The sequence below is a fragment of the Tranquillimonas alkanivorans genome, assembly GCF_900115595.1.
Lineage (GTDB): Bacteria > Pseudomonadota > Alphaproteobacteria > Rhodobacterales > Rhodobacteraceae > Tranquillimonas > Tranquillimonas alkanivorans.
In genome coordinates, this window is record NZ_FOXA01000002.1 from 37,035 (window position 1) to 50,046 (window position 13,012).

Genomic DNA, 13,012 nt, shown 5'->3' on the forward strand with positions numbered 1-13,012 from the left:
GAAACTCTCCCCTGGATGTCCTCGGCCCGCTTTTAAGGTCGGAGGCCCGAGAGTCAACGACGCCGCGCCGCAGCGGAAGGCGAGGCCGGGCGCCCGGACTCTCTGGTCCAGAAATATTCCGGGGGCTCGCCGGCAGGCGAGCGGGGGCAGCGCCCCCTCCGTGCGCTGCGTCAAGCGCCCCGATTGACATCCCGTGGGGAACCCCCACATCTTGCGCCGCCCGTGCCGGGCCCAGAGTCGAAAGGAATTTCATGCCGGTTGTCGTTGTCGAATCCCCTGCCAAGGCCAAGACGATCAACAAGTATCTCGGCTCGGACTACACGGTTCTGGCCTCCTACGGACACGTCCGCGACCTGCCGCCCAAGGACGGCTCGGTCGATCCCGAGCATGATTTCGACATGACCTGGGAGATCGGCAGCGACAGCAAGAAGCACGTCAAGGCCATCGCCGACGCGCTCAAGGACGACCAAAAGCTGATCCTCGCCACCGACCCCGACCGCGAGGGGGAGGCGATCTCGTGGCACCTGGAAGAGGCGTTGCGCAAGCGCCGGGCCATCAAGAAAGACACCGAGGTCAGCCGCGTCGTGTTCAACGCGATCACCAAGAACGCGGTGACCGAGGCGATGAAGAACCCCCGTCAGGTCGACGCCCCACTGGTCGAGGCCTACCTGGCCCGCCGCGCGCTCGACTACCTCGTGGGCTTCAACCTGTCGCCGGTCCTTTGGCGCAAGCTGCCGGGGGCGAAGTCGGCGGGCCGGGTGCAGTCGGTCTGTCTGCGCCTCATCGTCGAGCGCGAGATGGAGATCGAGGCTTTCCGGCCGCAGGAATACTGGACGGTCAAGGCGCTGCTCACCACGCCGCGCGGGCAGGAATACGAGGCGCGGCTGACCGTGCTGGGCGGCGAGAAGCTCGACAAGTTTTCGCTCAAGGACAGCACCTCGGCCGAAATTGCGGTGCAGGCGATCCAGAGCCGCGACCTGACGGTCCTGAAGGTCGAGGCGAAGCCGGGCACGCGCAATCCCTCCGCCCCCTTCATGACCTCGACGCTCCAGCAGGAGGCCAGCCGCAAGTTCGGCTTCGGCGCGCGCCAGACCATGAGCGCGGCACAGCGGCTCTATGAGGCAGGGCATATCACCTACATGCGGACCGACGGCATCGACATGGCGCCCGAGGCCGTGATGGCGGCGCGCGACGCAATCAAGGACCGCTACGGGGAGAACTACCTTCCCAAGAGCCCGCGCATGTACAAGAACAAGGCCAAGAACGCGCAGGAGGCGCACGAGTGCATCCGGCCCACCGACATGACCAAGGATGCCGGCGCGCTCAGGATCACCGACGCCGACCAGCGCAAGCTCTACGACCTGATCTGGAAGCGCACCATCGCCAGCCAGATGGAGGCCGCCCGGCTTGAGCGCACCACGGTCGACGTGGGCTCGAAGGACGGGCAGGTGCAGCTGCGCGCGACCGGCCAGGTCGTGCTCTTCGACGGCTTCATCCGCGTCTACGAGGAAGGGCGCGACGACAGCGTGGTGGACGACGACGACAAGCGTCTGCCGCAGATGTCCGAGGGCGACACGACCGAGAAGAAGGGCGTGACGCCCGAGCAGCACTTCACCCAGCCGCCGCCGCGCTATACCGAGGCGACGCTGGTCAAGCGGATGGAAGAGCTGGGGATCGGCCGGCCCTCGACCTATGCCTCGATCGTCTCGACCATCCAGGACCGCGGCTACGTTCGCAAGGAAAGCAACCGCCTGATCCCCGAGGACAAGGGGCGGCTGGTGATCGCCTTCCTGTCCAATTATTTCCGCCGTTACGTCGAGTACGACTTTACCGCCGATCTCGAGGAAGAGCTCGACGACATCTCGGCGGGCGAGCGCGAGTGGAAGGAAGTGCTGCGCCGCTTCTGGCGCGACTTCTCGGCCGCCATCGCCGAAACGAGCGAGCTGCGCATCACCGATGTGCTGGAGAAGATCAACGAGGTGCTCGAGCCGCACCTATTCCCGCCGACCGAGGACGGCAGCGACCCGCGCCTTTGCCCGAACTGCGGCAAGGGCCGGCTGTCGATGCGCACGGCGCGGTCGGGCGGGGCGTTCATCGGCTGCTCGAACTATCCTGAGTGCCGCTTCACCCGTCCCTTCGGCCCGCCGGGCATGGAGGACGGCGACGCCATCGGCCCCGACGGCAAGGTGCTGGGCGAGGACCAGGGCGACGTGATCACGCTGCGCAAGGGCCGCTTCGGCCCCTACGTTCAGCGCGGCGACGCGACCGAGGAGCAGCCCAAGCCGCCCCGCGCCTCGCTTCCCAAGGGCTGGGCGGTCGAGGATATCGACCTCGAGAAGGCGGTCATGCTCCTGAGCCTGCCGCGCGAGATCGGGCCGCACCCCGAGGATGGCGAGACGGTCGAGGCCGGCATCGGGCGCTACGGGCCTTACGTGAAGCATAACAAGACCTACGCCAACCTGCCCGAAGTGGACGACGTCTTCACCATCGGCATGAACCGCGCGGTCGAGGAGCTGGCCAAGAAAGCCTCGCGCGGGCGGGGCCGGGCGACGGCGACGCCGCTCAAGGAACTGGGCGAACATCCCGAGAGCGGGGGCGCGGTGAACGTCATGGATGGGCGCTACGGTCCGTACGTGAAGTGGGAAAAGGTCAACGCCACGCTGCCCAAGGACACCGATCCGCAGGAGGTGACCATGGACATGGCCGTGCAGCTGATCGCCGAGAAGGCGGCCAAGGGCGGCAAAAAGAAGACGACGCGCAAGAAGAACAAGAAGAAGGCGTAGTCCACGCGTTAGCCCGCGTCACCGAATGGCCGCCCTTGGGGGCGGCCTTTTCGTCTGCCGGACCGGGCGGGGCTGCCGCGCGGCTGCATCACCCGGCCCTGCAAGCATTTCGCCCCTGTTGCCGTGTCAGACCGGTTGTGGCACACCGAAATCAACATTCGGATCGGAAGAGCTCAGTTCATGACAGACTACGCGCGGCGCCGCACGATGATGGTGGACACCCAGGTTCGCCCGGCCGACGTGACGAAATTCCCGATCATCGAGGCCATGCTTTCGGTCCCGCGCGAAGATTTCGTGCCCGATAGCATGCGCGAGGCCGCCTATATCGGCGAAAACCTCGACATCGGGCCCGGCCGCGCGATTCTCGAGCCGCGCACGCTGGCCAAGATGCTGGACGCGGTCGCGGTGCAGCCCGACGAGCTGGCGCTGAACATCGGCGCCGCCTACGGCTATTCCGCCGCTGTCCTGTCGCAGCTTGCCGAGGCCGTGGTCGCCGTCGAGGAAGACCCAGAGATGTCGCGCGAGGCCGAGTCGGCGCTGGCCGAATACGGCGCGGACAACGTTGCCGTGGTCGAGGCGCCCTTGACCGAGGGCGCACCGAAGCACGGCCCCTACGACGTCATCGTGATCGAGGGCGCGGTAGAAGATCTGCCGCAGGCGCTGACCGACCAGCTGGCCGACGGCGGGCGCATCGTGGCGCTGTTCATGGAAGGCGCGCTGGGCGTCTGCCGGGTCGGCTACAAGGTGGACGGCGCCCTGAGCTGGCGCTTCGAATTCAACGCGGGCGCACCGGTGCTGCCGGGCTTCGCGAAAGAGACGGCGTTCCAGTTCTGACGGAAGTGTCGGACGTATAAGCAGGCGCCGGCGGCGCGGGTAGGAGTTTCGAGATGCAGTACAAGGCCGGACGAAAGCTTCTGAGAAGCGCGGCGTTGACCCTGGGCATGGCACTGGCCCCCGTGGCGGCAAGCGCCGAGTCGCTGACCGACGCGTTTATCCACGCCTACCGGCACAGCGGGCTGCTCGAGCAGAACCGCGCCCTGCTGCGCGCCGCGGACGAGGACGTGGCCATCGCCGTCGCGCGGACGCGCCCGGTCTTCAGCTGGGCGATCAACCGTGTTGCCAGCCCCGAGAACCCCGGCGATCAGGACGTCACCACCGGCCAGATTACCGGCGAGCTGACGCTGTTCGATTTCGGCGCCAACCAGCTGGCCATCGACGCGGCCAAGGAAACCGTGCTCGTCGCGCGCGAGCGGCTGCTTGTGGTCGAGCAGGAGGTGCTGTTCCGTGCGGTGCAGGCCTATCTCGACGTGCGCCGCACCGCCGCCTTCGTGAACCTGCGCCAGAGCAACGTCCGCCTGATCGAGCAGGAACTCCGCGCCGCCCGTGACCGGTTCGAGGTGGGCGAGGTGACGCGGACCGATGTCTCGATCGCCGAGGCGCGCCTGGCCGCCGCGCAAAGCGCCCTGGCCGCCGCGCAGGGCGAGCTTGCCGTCGCGCGCGAGGAATACCAGTCCGCCGTCGGCCGCTATCCCGACAACCTGGCCGAACCGCCGACACCCCCGCAGGTGCCGGCTTCTCTTCAGGCGGCGCTGGCCGTTGCGGTCAAGCAGCAGCCGTCGCTACGCGCCGCCATGCGCGAGGTTCTGGTCGCCGACCTGAACATCGAGCGGGCCGAGGCGGCGATGAAGCCGACGCTCACCGGAAACGCTCAGGTGCAGTGGCGCGAGGGATTCGAGGACGACGCCTCGGTCGGGATCTCGTTTGGCGGGCCGCTTTACACCGGCGGGCGCCTGACCGCGCTTTACCGCCAGGCGCAGGCGCAGCGGGATGCGCAGCGCGCCAACCTGCACGTCACCCGCCACGACGTCGAATTGGCCGTGGGCACGGCCTGGGCCAACCTCGCCGTCGCGCTGGCGAGCCTCGAGGCGACCGACGAAGAGGTTCGCGCCGCGACCGTCGCGTTCCGCGGCGTCCAGGAAGAGGCGACGCTGGGGGCGCGAACCACGCTGGACGTGCTCAACGCCGAGCAGGAACTGCTCGACGCACGCGCCAACCGCATTTCGGCCCGCATCCAGGAATACCTGGCCGTCTATGCGCTGCTGCGCTCGATGGGGCTTCTGACAGTGGATCACCTCGACCTCGGGATCGCCACCTACGATCCGGCTGCCTATTACCAGGCGGTGGACAACGCGCCGCTGCACACCGTCAGCCCGCAGGGCGAGCGGCTGGAGAACGTGCTGCGCGCGATCGGCCGCAACTGAGGCCATACCTGGTGGTCGCGCGAAGGGCGAGCCATACCTGTTGTGCGATGCCGCGCGGTTGGCTAGGCTTTCCACGAACGAGCAGCGAGGGGCAGGCGTCATGAGCGATCCGGTGTCGCGGTCGGAGATGGAGGACGTGTTGGCGTCGGTCCGGCGTCTGGTCACATCCGACGGTACGGAGCAGAAGGACGCCGAGCCGAAGCGCGCCCCCGCGCAGGGCCGGCTGGTCTTGACCTCGGACCTGCGCATCGCCGATCCCGCGCAGGAGGCGAAAGCCGCGGCGGAGGAGGCACCGTCCGCCCCCGCCGCGCCGCCGAAGACCACTGCGCCGGAGGGACGAAGCCCCTACACCGAAAGCGACGCCTTCGTCTTTCGGCGCAGCGCCACTCGCCCCACGCGCCCGAGCGCGTCGTCGTCGTCGCGCTACATGACCCTCGAAGAGCGGATCGCGGAGCTGGAGGCGGCCGTCACCTCGTCATCCTTTGATTTCGAGCCCGACGGCAGCGAGGACACGACGCAACACCGTCCTGACTCGGTGCCCCACCGTTCGCGTCCCGCCGCCGCGCCGCAGGAGGTCGAGCGGGACACAGCGCCCGAGCGGCCCGAGATGGCGGAAGACCAAACGGATGCGCCCGAGCGCCGCGAGCGTGGGGACGTCCCGACGCCGCCGCTTCGCCTGCGGCCCGAGGACGCGGCGCACGGAGCGGTGGAAGACAGCGCCGCGGCGGACGAGGTCGATCAGGACGCCGACGAAACCTTGCGTGCGGTGCTTCGCCACACGGTCGGCGACGCGCGCGACGATGCCGCCGAAACGGCGGTGCGCGACGCGGTGGCCAAGCCGGAGCGGGATGAACCTTCTGTGCAAGAGCCGGAGGGCGACGCGCGGGCGCAGGACGAAGGCGACGACCTGTTCGCGCCCGATGCGCGTGGGCAGGCCGAGCCCGCCACGGCCTCGGGCGAGGACGAGCTTCTGCGCCGCCTGCACCTGTCGATGTCACAGGAGGACGAGCGCGCGGAGAAGGCCGCCGAGCCCAGGGCCGCTACCCCTGCGCTGGCGGCCGGGCCTGCCGGCATCGACGAGGACGTGCTTCGCGACATGGTTGCCGAGATCGTGCGCGAGGAGCTGCAAGGCGCGCTGGGAGAGCGGATCACCCGCAACGTGCGCAAGCTGGTCCGCCGCGAGATAATGCGCGCCGCCTCGATCCGCGAGTTCGAATAGTCAGACCGGCTCGGCGAGCGTCAGCAGCCTGTCGATGTCCATGTGCGTCTCGAGATGCTCGGCCAGCGCATCGAGCGCCGCTTCGACCGTCGCGGCATAGGACACGTCCGAGACCGGAGCGCCCATCCCCGACAAAAAGGCCCGGCGGAAGCCGTCGGCGGTGAACAGGCCGTGCAGGTAGCAGCCGCTCACGCGCACGTCGGGCGATGCCGCGCCCTCGGGCCGACCGTCGAGGTCCAGCCACGCGCGGGCGCAGTCCGGCCCCTCGGTCCTGCCGATGTGGATCTCGTAGCCCGCCACCGCTTCGCCGCTCGCGCGGTCCACCGCGTTCGACAGGGCGAGGCGCTTCATCGGGCGCATCACCGTCTCGACGTCCAGCAGGCCTAGCCCCTCGACCCTGGCCGGCGGCCCCTCGATGCCCTCGGGGTCGGCGATGGCGCGGCCCAGCATCTGGTAGCCGCCGCAGATGCCCAGCACCCGGCCGCCCCGCCGGACGTGGGCCCGAAGGTCGATGTCCCACCCCTGCGCGCGGAAGAAGGCGAGGTCGGCAATGGTGGCCTTGGTGCCCGGGATCAGCACAAGGTCGGCGTCGCCCGGCAGCGGCGCGCCGGCGCGGACCAGGCGCACCTCGACCCCCGGCTCGTTCGACAGCGGGTCGAGGTCGTCGAAGTTGGCGATGCGGCTCAGCGTCGGCACCGCGATCTTCAGTGCGCCGCCGCGGGGACCGGAGGAGATGTCGAGCGCATCCTCGGCAGGAAGCTGCCACGCCCGGTCGAACCACGGCACCACGCCAAGCGCGTCCCAGCCCGTCAGGCGCGCGATCTCGGCCAGCCCGTCGTCGAACAGGCGCACGTCGCCCCGGAACTTGTTGATCGCGAAGGCCTTTATCCGCACCCGGTCCGCGTCCGGCAGGACCGCATGCGTGCCCACGCATTGCGCGATGACGCCGCCGCGGTCGATGTCGCCCACCAGCACCACCGGTAGCCCTGCGGCCTCGGCAAATCCCATGTTGGCGATGTCGCCCGCGCGCAGGTTGACCTCGGCCGGAGAGCCCGCGCCCTCGATCAGCACGAGGTCGGCGGTCGAGGCGAGGCGGCGGAAGCTCTGCAGGGCGGCCGGCAACCATTCGGCCTTGCGCGCGCCGTATTCACGCGCCTTCAGCGTCGCGACCCGGCGGCCCTGCACGACGACCTGCGCGCCGGTGTCGGTTTCCGGCTTGAGCAGGACGGGGTTCATGTCGACCACCGGGTCGCGGCCCGCCGCGCGGGCCTGAAGCGCCTGCGCGCGCCCAATCTCGCCCCCGTCGGCGGTGACGGCGGCGTTGTTCGACATGTTCTGCGGCTTGAACGGCGCGACGGACAGGCCGCGCCGCAGGCAGGCCCGCGCCAGGCCGGCCACCAGCATCGACTTGCCGACGTTGGACCCCGCGCCCTGGATCATGATGGCCCTGGTCATGCCGCTTCCCTCTGTCATCGCCGTCCTGCCATAGCGGTCCGGCGGGGCGCGGGGAAGACGTCAGAGCGCGTTGCCGCCCAAGCGCAGAAAAAGGCTTTCCTCGTCGTCGTTGCGGAAGAACGGCACCGTGTCGGGCGGCGCTAGGTCGGGCAGGCGGGCCGCGACCTCGGCCAGCACCACGGACGTGATGAAGGGCAGGTCGAGCGCCTTCGCCTCGGCCAGCGGCACCCAGTGCAGGTGTGACAGCTCGTCCGTGGCGCGCGAGAAGTCGTCGGGGTCGGTGCAAAGCTCCGCCGCATCGGCCACGAAGAAGCGCGCGTCGAAGCGGCGCGGGCGGCCCGGCGGCGTGATCGCGCGGAAGACGAAGCGCAGGGCCGAGGGCGAGGGCATGTGCCCGGTGGCGGCGAACTCCTCCCAGCCCGGCGGGGGCGTGCCCACCCAGCGGCGCGGGCGGCCGAGCACCTGGCCGGTCTCCTCCCACAACTCGCGGATGGCGCAGGCGGCGAGCGTCGCGGGCGCCAGCGCGCCGGACCGGTCGCGCAGGCGCGCCGCGCACAGGCCGTTCAAGGGCCGTGTCATCGGCACCGCGGCGTCGCAGGCATCGACCGCGCCGCCGGGAAAGACGAACTTGCTGGGCATGAACACCGCGCGCGACCCGCGCTGTCCCATCAGGACGGCGGGCGCGGTGGCCGCGTCGCGCACCACGATAACTGTCGCCGCGTCGCGCACGGGGGCCTCGGCCACGCGCGGCGCCCTCAGAAGCCGTGCATTCGCCGCGCCCACTGGAAGGCGATCATCGCCCCCTTGAGCCGCGGCAGCAGGTAAAGCGACATCGCCACCGCGCCGACCGAGAACACCGCCGCCAGCACCAGAGGATCGGGACGGAAGGCCGTGAAGCTCCACAGCATGACGGGGGCGAGCACGTGGCCGACGATCAGGATCGTCAGATAGGCCGGGCCGTCGTCCGCGCGTTGATGGTGAAGCTCCTGGTCGCAGACCGGGCACCTTTCGCGCACGCGCAGATAACCCTTCAGCACCGGGCCCGCGCCGCAACTCGGACACCGCCGCCGCCAGCCGCGCCAAAGCGCCGGGCGCAGTTCGCGCTCGGCCGTGTCCTGTTCCGTCGGCAGGTCCTGCCCGGAATCGTACATGTTCGTCCCCCGCCTGTTCTAGCGATACCGCTGCAATTTAACCGCCCGCTGCTTCTGCAAAAGAGGACGCACTGTCCTTGCGTCGGGATGTCGCGTGGCGCGCCCCGGACCGTGCGGCGCTGCCGGCAGAAGAAGCCGTCACGCCGGGCAGGGTTCCCGATCCGGCCGATTTTTTCGCCGGTGCGGCGACGGAAGCGCACGGCCCGCCCGTTTGACAGGACAGGGCGCGGGGAAGCAGGCCCCGCGCCGCAGGCAACAAGGAAGCGAGACGATGAAACATGTTCTGACCGCTGCGCTGTGCAGCACGCTGGCCCTGACCGCCGTGGGCACCGCGCTCGCGCAGGAGGAGGCGACAACGCCCGAGGCTCCGGCCGGTCCGCCCGCCGCCTTCACCCGCCTCGACACCGACGGCGACGGGACCGTCACGGCCGCCGATCTCGAGGCGCGCGCAGCCGAGCGCTTCGCCGCCGCCGACGCGGACGGCAACGGCACGCTGGACGCCGCCGAGCTAGTCGCCTGGCGCGAGGCGCGTGAGCAGGAGCGCCGGATCGCGTGGGCCGAGCAGCGTGTCGCCCGGCTCGACACCGATGGCGACGGCGTGCTGTCGCCCGAGGAGCTGCCGGGCGCAGGCGAGGGGCCGGTGCGGATGCTGCGCATGATGGACGCGGACTGGGACGGCGCCGTGTCGGCCGACGAGTTCGCGGCGGCGCACGAGCGGATCGCGGCGCACCATGCGCGCGGTTCGGCACGCGGGGAGCGCCATGAGCACGGCGCGCGTGACGGGCGCCACGGTGAGCATGGTGAGCATGGCGCGCGTCACGAGCATGGCGAGCATCACGGGCGGCACCAAGGCTTCGGCGGCATGCCGATGGTACCGTTCGGCCCGCAGAGCGAGTGAGAGCGACAGGGCGGGGCGCAGGCGCGCTCCGCCCGGTGGTGCGCGCCCCGGGCGATTGCGGGGCGCGTCTTCAGGCGCTAGCCCCGATGCGTGATGCTGATGCCGTTCGACGTCCATGACGACGTGCCCGACGAGGCGCTACTGGTCGCCTTCGCCAACGGCGACCGGGCGGCCGCGCACGTGCTGACCCTGCGGCTGGCGCCGCGGATTCTGAGCTTCGCCGCGCGCATGCTGGGCGGCGACCGGGCCGAGGCCGAGGACGTGACGCAGGAGGCGATGCTGCGTCTCTGGCGTGTCGCGGGCGAGTGGCGGCAGGGCGAGGCGAAGGTGACGACGTGGCTTTTCCGCGTGGTGTCGAACCTGTGCACCGACCGCCTGCGCAAGAGCGGCCGCGCTGTCGACTTGGATGTTGCGGGCGAGCCCGAGGACGACCGACCCGACGCGGCGGCGGAGCTCGAGCAGGCGCAGCGGGCGGCGGCGCTCGACGCGGCGCTGGCGGCGCTGCCGGACCGGCAGCGCGAGGCGGTGGTGCTCAGGCACCTGGAAGGACTGACGAATCCCGAGATTGCCGGGATCATGGACATCAGCGTCGAGGCGGTCGAAAGTCTGACCGCCCGGGGCAAAAGGGCGCTGGCGGCCGCGTTGCGCGGCCGGCGCGAGGAGCTGGGATATGCCGACTGCTGACGACGACGACCGCATGCTCGCGGCGCATTTCGCCGCCGCCCGGGCCGACGTGCCGGAGCCCTCTGCCGCGCTGCTGGCGCGGATCGTTGCGGATTCCGAGGCGGTGGCCGACGCACGGGCGGGCACGCCGCGCCACAAGCGGTGGTCGCTGGCCGCGCGGCTGGCCGGTGCCGTGGGCGGCTGGCCGTCCCTGGCCGGGCTGACGGCGGCGGCAGCCTGCGGCGTGTGGATCGGTGCGGCGATGCCCGGTGCGGTGGCGTTCTTGCCGGCCGCGACGCAGGGCGAGGCGTACGAGATCACGGACCTGATGGCGGGCTACCCCGCGCTGGACGAGGAAGGCTGAGGGATGAACGGCGGTGCGCGCGAAGGGCGCTGGACGAAGGTGGCGCTGGCGGTGTCCCTGGCGGTGAACCTGCTCGTTGCGGGAGTGGTGGTGGGCGACGCCCTGTTCGACGGGCGCGACCATCGGCGCGGCGGCCCTCCGCCGGGCCTGCGCGACATCGGTACGCCCTTCGTCATGGCGCTGGAGCCCGAGAATCGCGAGCGGCTGATGCGCCGCGCCGCCGAACGCGCCGGCCCCTTCCGCGAGAACCGCGAGGCGCTGCGCCACCGCTTCGAGCGGCTTCTTAACACCCTGCGGGCCCACCCGTTCGACCAGGCGGCCACGCGCGCGGTGCTGGAAGAGCAGCGCGCCGCGCTGTTCGAGCGGCAGGCGCTGGGCGAGGAGCTGCTGGTCGAGCACTTGGCCGCCATGTCGCCCGAGGAGCGCGCGGCCTTCGCCGACCGGCTGGACCGCTCGCTCAGGCGGAGGCGCTAGAGGGCGTCTCGGGCGCGGCGACCACCCGGTCGCGTCCGGTGGCCTTGGCGGCGTAAAGCGCGCGGTCGGCCTCCTCCAGCACCGTGCGCGGGGGAAGGGCACCGGTGCCGCAGGCCAACCCGATCGAGGCGGTGACGCGCACCCGCGCCCCGCACGGCAGCGCGACCGGCTCACGGCGCAGAAGGTCGAGCAGCCGTTCCGCCGCGCCATGTGCCGCGCCCGCCTCGGCACCCGCCAGCAGGACGAGGAACTCCTCGCCGCCCATCCGGGCCACGACATCCGCCCCGCGCAGGTTGCCGCGCAGGCGCCCCGCAACCGCCCGCAGGACCACGTCGCCGGCCGCGTGGCCGTGGGTGTCGTTCACCCGCTTGAAGTGGTCGAGGTCGATCATCAGCACGGCGTAGCCGCGTCCGTCCTCGGTGGCCTGCCGCGCCACGCGGTCGAGCTGCCGGTCGGCGTGCCAGCGGTTGCTCAGGCCGGTCAGCGGATCGGTGACGGCCATGCGCAGCCCCGTCTCGGTCCCGCGCCGCCGCCTTTCGCGGGTGCGCTTGTTTTGAAGCCGGGCCCGGACGCGCAAGGCAAGCTCGGTCGCGACGAAGGCCTTTTCCAGAAGCTCGGTCGCGCCGACGTCGGACAGGCGGGCGGCGCTGCCCGATTCGGTCTCGCCGTGGACCAGCAGGATCTCGGCCTCGGCCAGCGCGGGCTCGGTCCGGAGCTCGGCAAGCAGCGCGGGGCCGTCCTCGGGCGCGGCAAGGGCGGCGGCGATCACCACGACGTCGGGTGCGCGGGCCGGGCCGTCGCCCGCCAGCAGCGCGTCGGGTGTGGCGACGACGGAACGCAGCCCGCGTTCGCGCTCAAGCGCGGCGGTCCAGGCGGCGGCCTGCGCCTCGTCCTCGGGCACAAGCACGACGCGGCCAGGGGCGGCAAATGCCGCCACCGGTTCGGCGAAGCCCAGCTGCGCGGCCACGGCCCCATGCGATTCGTAGCGCGCAGCGTCGCGCCGCGAGCGCAGCAGCGCCCGCACGCGCGCGGCGAAGTATGCCTCGGGTTCGAGCCGGTCGATCACGTCGTCCGCCCCCGCAGCAAGTGCCGCGCTGCGCGCCTTGGCCGCGCCACGCGGGGTCAGGACCAGCACGGGGATCGTCGCGGCGTCCTCGTCCTGCCGAAGCTTCTGGCACAGAGCGAGGGCGCCGCCGCCCGGCAGATCGGCATGCGCGATGACCAGCGCTGGGGGGTGTTCGTGAATGGCCTTCAGCGCCTCTGCCACCGTCACCGCTTGTTCGACGACATAGCGTGCGGCCTGCAGGCGCGCGTTCAGCAGGATCCGGCGGTTCGCCGTTCCGTCCGCGATGAGGATGCTACTCGCCATGAGTCCTGCGCTTTTTGATGCAGATTTTCCTAATGGTGTTCAGATCTCGACGGAATGGGTTAACAAATGCTTTCCCGCAGTGAGGAGACGAGCCGATGAAGCAGGAACAGGCCGAAACCATAGCGGCTCAGGCGCTGGCTTGGCTGGCCTCGACCGGGGACCTGCTGTCGGTGTTCCTGGGGTCGAGCGGCATGTCGGTGGACGACCTGCGCGGCGCCGCCGACAGTCCCGAGGTACTGGGCGCGGTGCTGGACTTCTTGTGCATGGACGACGCCTGGGTGACGACGTTCTGCGACCAGGCGGGGCTAGACTACGAGGCGCCGATGCGCGCCCGGCAGGCCCTGCCGGGCGGCGCGCAGGTCCACTGGACCTGAC

General features: G+C 70.8%; 13 protein-coding genes. 9 read left to right on the top strand and 4 right to left on the bottom strand.

What is annotated here, in order from left to right; all coding sequences use genetic code 11:
- Positions 1–251 precede the first annotated feature (251 nt).
- From topA to BM162_RS03705, 4 genes are all read left to right on the top strand, one after another.
- Positions 252–2,783 carry a type I DNA topoisomerase gene (gene topA / locus BM162_RS03690; RefSeq protein ID WP_093417930.1) on the top strand — a complete coding sequence of 844 codons (2,532 nt, stop codon included), beginning with the start codon at positions 252–254 and terminating at the stop codon, positions 2,781–2,783.
- A gap of 180 nt (positions 2,784–2,963) precedes the next feature.
- The gene (locus tag BM162_RS03695) at positions 2,964–3,617 is read left to right on the top strand and encodes a protein-L-isoaspartate O-methyltransferase family protein (RefSeq protein ID WP_093417933.1); all 654 of its coding nucleotides are present in this window, start codon (positions 2,964–2,966) and stop codon (positions 3,615–3,617) included.
- 53 nt (positions 3,618–3,670) lie between these two features.
- Positions 3,671–5,044 carry a TolC family outer membrane protein gene (locus tag BM162_RS03700; RefSeq protein ID WP_093417935.1) on the top strand — a complete coding sequence of 458 codons (1,374 nt, stop codon included), beginning with the start codon at positions 3,671–3,673 and terminating at the stop codon, positions 5,042–5,044.
- Between the two features lie 100 nt (positions 5,045–5,144).
- A complete protein-coding gene (locus BM162_RS03705) occupies positions 5,145–6,263 on the top strand; it encodes a hypothetical protein (protein ID WP_093417938.1) in 1,119 nt (372 codons plus the stop codon).
- Here the strand turns inward: BM162_RS03705 and BM162_RS03710 are convergent, their stop codons facing one another.
- The 3 genes from BM162_RS03710 to BM162_RS03720 are packed head-to-tail and all read right to left on the bottom strand — an operon-like array spanning position 6,264 to position 8,869.
- Positions 6,264–7,718 (bottom strand): cobyric acid synthase, encoded by a 1,455-nt coding sequence (locus BM162_RS03710; protein ID WP_093418641.1) that lies wholly within the window; start codon positions 7,716–7,718, stop codon positions 6,264–6,266.
- Positions 7,719–7,778: 60 nt separating this feature from the next.
- Positions 7,779–8,462 (bottom strand): NUDIX hydrolase, encoded by a 684-nt coding sequence (locus tag BM162_RS03715; protein ID WP_245759161.1) that lies wholly within the window; start codon positions 8,460–8,462, stop codon positions 7,779–7,781.
- A gap of 11 nt (positions 8,463–8,473) precedes the next feature.
- The gene (locus tag BM162_RS03720; RefSeq protein ID WP_093417944.1) at positions 8,474–8,869 is read right to left on the bottom strand and encodes a DUF983 domain-containing protein; all 396 of its coding nucleotides are present in this window, start codon (positions 8,867–8,869) and stop codon (positions 8,474–8,476) included.
- 271 nt (positions 8,870–9,140) lie between these two features.
- On the opposite strand from BM162_RS03720, the gene BM162_RS03725 reads away from it, so the two are divergent.
- From BM162_RS03725 to BM162_RS03740, 4 genes are all read left to right on the top strand, one after another.
- Complete coding sequence (locus BM162_RS03725) at positions 9,141–9,767, top strand: EF-hand domain-containing protein (RefSeq protein WP_093417947.1); 627 nt, start codon at positions 9,141–9,143, stop codon at positions 9,765–9,767.
- A gap of 93 nt (positions 9,768–9,860) precedes the next feature.
- Positions 9,861–10,451 (top strand): RNA polymerase sigma factor, encoded by a 591-nt coding sequence (locus BM162_RS03730; RefSeq protein ID WP_093417950.1) that lies wholly within the window; start codon positions 9,861–9,863, stop codon positions 10,449–10,451.
- Positions 10,438–10,794: a hypothetical protein gene (locus tag BM162_RS03735; protein ID WP_093417953.1), complete on the top strand. Its 357-nt coding sequence runs from the start codon at positions 10,438–10,440 to the stop codon at positions 10,792–10,794. The genes BM162_RS03730 and BM162_RS03735 overlap by 14 nt, the downstream gene beginning before the upstream one ends.
- 3 nt (positions 10,795–10,797) lie before the next feature.
- Positions 10,798–11,268, top strand: coding sequence for a periplasmic heavy metal sensor (locus BM162_RS03740; RefSeq protein WP_093417956.1), 471 nt, complete (start codon positions 10,798–10,800; stop codon positions 11,266–11,268).
- Here the strand turns inward: BM162_RS03740 and BM162_RS03745 are convergent.
- Complete coding sequence (locus BM162_RS03745; RefSeq protein ID WP_093417959.1) at positions 11,252–12,637, bottom strand: diguanylate cyclase; 1,386 nt, start codon at positions 12,635–12,637, stop codon at positions 11,252–11,254. The two genes, BM162_RS03740 and BM162_RS03745, sit on opposite strands and share 17 nt — an antisense overlap.
- A 95-nt stretch (positions 12,638–12,732) precedes the next feature.
- Between BM162_RS03745 and BM162_RS03750 the strand changes: the two genes are divergently transcribed.
- Positions 12,733–13,011, top strand: coding sequence for a DUF3572 domain-containing protein (locus tag BM162_RS03750; RefSeq protein WP_093417962.1), 279 nt, complete (start codon positions 12,733–12,735; stop codon positions 13,009–13,011).
- Position 13,012: the final 1 nt, after the last annotated feature.